Below are 2,946 nucleotides of genomic sequence, written 5' to 3'. Positions count from 1 at the left end.
CCCCCGCCTTCTCGTCGGAGCAAGAGGAAACATGACCGAACGTCTCGTCGAGGTGCGCGGTGGAGTGCGCATCAACGTCCGGGAACTGGGCGCCGGACGGCCCGTGCTGCTGATCCACGGCTGGAGTCTGAGCAGCGAAGCCTGGGATCGGCAGATCCGGGTGCTGGCCGAACGCGGGCACCGGGTGCTGGCGATGGACCTGCGGGGGCACGGCGGCTCCGATGCCCCGCTCGATGGCTACGAGATCGAATCGCTCGCCGCTGATGCCGCCGACGTCCTGGCCGCCTCCGGGGCGTCCTCGGCGGCGGTGGTGGGATGGTCGCTGGGCGGTATGGTCGCGCTGCGTCTCGCCTCCGACCATACCGCTCTGGTCGAGCGAGTCGTCCTGGTGGCTTCCAACGGCGTCGCCGCCTCCCGGACCCCGTCGTTCCCGTTCGGGGTGCCCGCCGATGGGCCGTTGAACGCCATTCTCGCCGCAGAGCACGACGACCGTATCGCGCTGCGCCGCAGCGCCGTCGGTGATCCGTTCGAGGAGAAGCCGGCGCCGCATGTGCTCGACTGGCTGCACCGCATCTCCCTGCGTACCCCGAGCTGGTCCGCGCGTGCCGCGATGCGGACGCTGCTGTGCACCGATCAGGTGGACATTCTCGACAGTGTGCGTATTCCGGTGACCCAGATCATCGGTACCGCCGACCCCGCGCTCTCGGTTCGCGGGGCACGCTGGCTGCACGAGCGGCTCGGCACCACCCTGGTCGAACTCGACACCGGCCACTATCCCATGCTGGAAGCGGCCGACGAGTTCGATGCCGCGCTGCTCCGGGCCGTCGGCGAAGCCGCCACCTGATCGGCGGTACCGCGCCGTCGATACCGCCGACGGTTCTCAGTGCCCGGTGAACGCAGGCGGCCGCCGCTCGGTGAAGGCCGCCACCCCCTCCCGGAAGTCCGCGGCGTCGACCAGCCGGGTCTGCCCGTCGACTTCGCTCTCGAACGCCGCTTCCAGGTGTGCGAGCAGGGCGGTGTTCACACTGCGCTTGGTTGCCGCGAAGGCGGCGGTGGGGCCGGCGGCCAGGCGCAGCGCGAGCTCGGACACCCGGTCGTGCAGCGACTCCTCGGCGACGACCTCGTCCACCATGCCCCAGCCGAGCGCGGTCTCGGCGTCCACCCGCTCGGCCAGCAGCGCCATCCGGGTGGCCCGGCCCAGTCCGATTCGAGCACCCAGCAGCGCCGAAGCGCCCGCGTCGAGCGTGAGCCCGACCTTGGCGAAAGCCATAGAGAAGGAAGCCGACCGGGCCGCGATGATCTGGTCGCAGGCCAACGCCAGCGAGCAGCCCGCGCCGACGGCGGGGCCGCCGACCGCGGCGATCACCGGTTTGGGCATGGTGCGGATCGCCCGCACGGTCGGGTTGTAGCGCATCCGCAGCTCCTCCTCGGTGCGCGGCGACAGGCGCGTCTCCGGCGTCAGCTGGTCGAGCGCCAGATCGGCCCCGGCCGAGAACGCCCGGCCCGCACCGGCGAGCACAACGCAGCGCACCGAATCGTCCGCCGCCGCCCGATCCACGGCGTCGCGCAATTGCTGTTGCAGGGCGAGATCGAATGCGTTCAACGCGTGTGGCCGGGCCAGGATCAAAGCCGTCGCCGCGCTCGACCGGCGGATTTCGAGGACGTCTGTCCTGGAAATTAATTCCCATTTCAACATGGCGCAAGATGGTAGTTCATACATGTAGTTCATACAACGTGTACACCTCTGTCGGGCTAATCGAATTCGTCAGCGCCGAACGTGATTGACATTACATCTGAACACTCTGTATGGTGCTCGTCATGTTCCCTCTTCTTCCTGCTCGAGCGGCCTTACTCTGTGTCGCCGAGGTATTTTCGACCACCGGTGTTCATGCGGGGGTCGACCGGTGACCGATATCGAAACAGCGACCCCGAAGGTGGCGCGGCGGTCGGACATCCACGTGGATGTGGAGCGCGCCCGAGTCGCATTCTCGAGCGGTCGGACCCGCCCGCTCTCCTGGCGAATTGCGCAATTGGAAGGCTTGCTGCGTTTCATCGATGAAAGCGACGCCGAAATCGCGGCAGCGATCGGCGAGGATCTCGGGCGCAGCCCGATGGCGACATTCATGGCTGATATCGGCCCGGTGCGGCACGAGATCCGGCACACGCTGTCGCAGCTGGCGAGCTGGGTGCGTCCGACGCCGGTGCGGGTGAGCGCCGCGACGGCGCCGGGCAAGGCGTGGTCGCTGCCGGAACCCAAAGGCACCGTGCTGATTCTCGGCACCTGGAACTTCCCGCTGCTGCTGACCGTGCAGCCCCTGGTGAGCGCACTGGCGGCGGGAAACACCGTGGTGCTCAAGCCTTCCGACCTGGCGAACGCGACGGGCGCGCTGCTGGCGCGGCTGCTGCCGCGCTACGTGGATCCGGAAGCCGTGCGGGTCGTGCTCGGTGACGGGCAGGTCAACCGGGCGCTGCTGGAACAGCGCTTCGACCACATCTTCTTCACCGGCTCCACGGCGGTCGGCAAGGCCGTGATGACCGCTGCCGCGCAGCACCTCACTCCCGTGACGCTCGAACTGGGTGGCAAGAGCCCGGTGATCGTCACCGCGGATGCCGATATCGAGGTAGCCGCCCGACGGATCGCGTGGGCCAAGTCGATCAACTCGGGCCAGACCTGCATCGCGCCGGATTACGTGCTCGTGGAGGACTCGGTACGGCCGAAGCTGGTCGAGCGGTTGCTCGTCGAGTTGCCCGCGCACGCCGCGAACGACACCACCCACATCGTCAACGAGCGCCACCTCGAACGGCTCGCGGGTGCGCTGGCAGGCCACGGCGGCGAGCAGTTCGGCGGCGCCGTCGACCGCGACAAGCTCGCCATCGCCCCGGCGCTGGTCACCGATCCCGATCCGGGCTCGGAGCTGATGCGCGAGGAGATCTTCGGCCCCATCC

3 protein-coding genes are annotated in these 2,946 nt (G+C 68.7%); 2 read left to right on the top strand and 1 reads right to left on the bottom strand.

What is annotated here, in order from left to right:
- The first annotated feature begins 31 nt into the window (after positions 1-31).
- Positions 32-844 carry an alpha/beta fold hydrolase gene (locus tag QH283_RS07045; protein WP_086845821.1) on the top strand — a complete coding sequence of 271 codons (813 nt, stop codon included), beginning with the start codon at positions 32-34 and terminating at the stop codon, positions 842-844.
- A gap of 36 nt (positions 845-880) precedes the next feature.
- On the opposite strand, the gene QH283_RS07040 is transcribed toward QH283_RS07045, so the two are convergent.
- On the bottom strand, positions 881-1,696 hold the full coding sequence (locus tag QH283_RS07040; RefSeq protein ID WP_086845819.1) for an enoyl-CoA hydratase-related protein: 816 nt from the start codon (positions 1,694-1,696) through the stop codon (positions 881-883).
- A gap of 208 nt (positions 1,697-1,904) precedes the next feature.
- Here QH283_RS07040 and QH283_RS07035 point away from each other — a divergent pair.
- The coding region (locus QH283_RS07035) for an aldehyde dehydrogenase family protein (RefSeq protein WP_280502205.1) at positions 1,905-2,946 on the top strand (1,042 nt) is incomplete at its 3' end.

This window comes from Nocardia farcinica (assembly GCF_029867845.1).
Lineage (GTDB): Bacteria > Actinomycetota > Actinomycetes > Mycobacteriales > Mycobacteriaceae > Nocardia > Nocardia farcinica_A.
The sequence above is the reverse complement of the archived record's forward strand: the minus strand, read 5'-3'. Positions and strand labels throughout refer to the sequence as shown.

Excerpts from the sequence above, each read along its gene's own strand:
- QH283_RS07045 (WP_086845821.1), top strand. The coding sequence starts at position 32 with ATGACCGAACGTCTCGTCGAGGTGCGCGGTGGAGTGCGCATCAACGTC.
- QH283_RS07040 (WP_086845819.1), bottom strand. The coding sequence starts at position 1,696 with ATGTTGAAATGGGAATTAATTTCCAGGACAGACGTCCTCGAAATCCGC.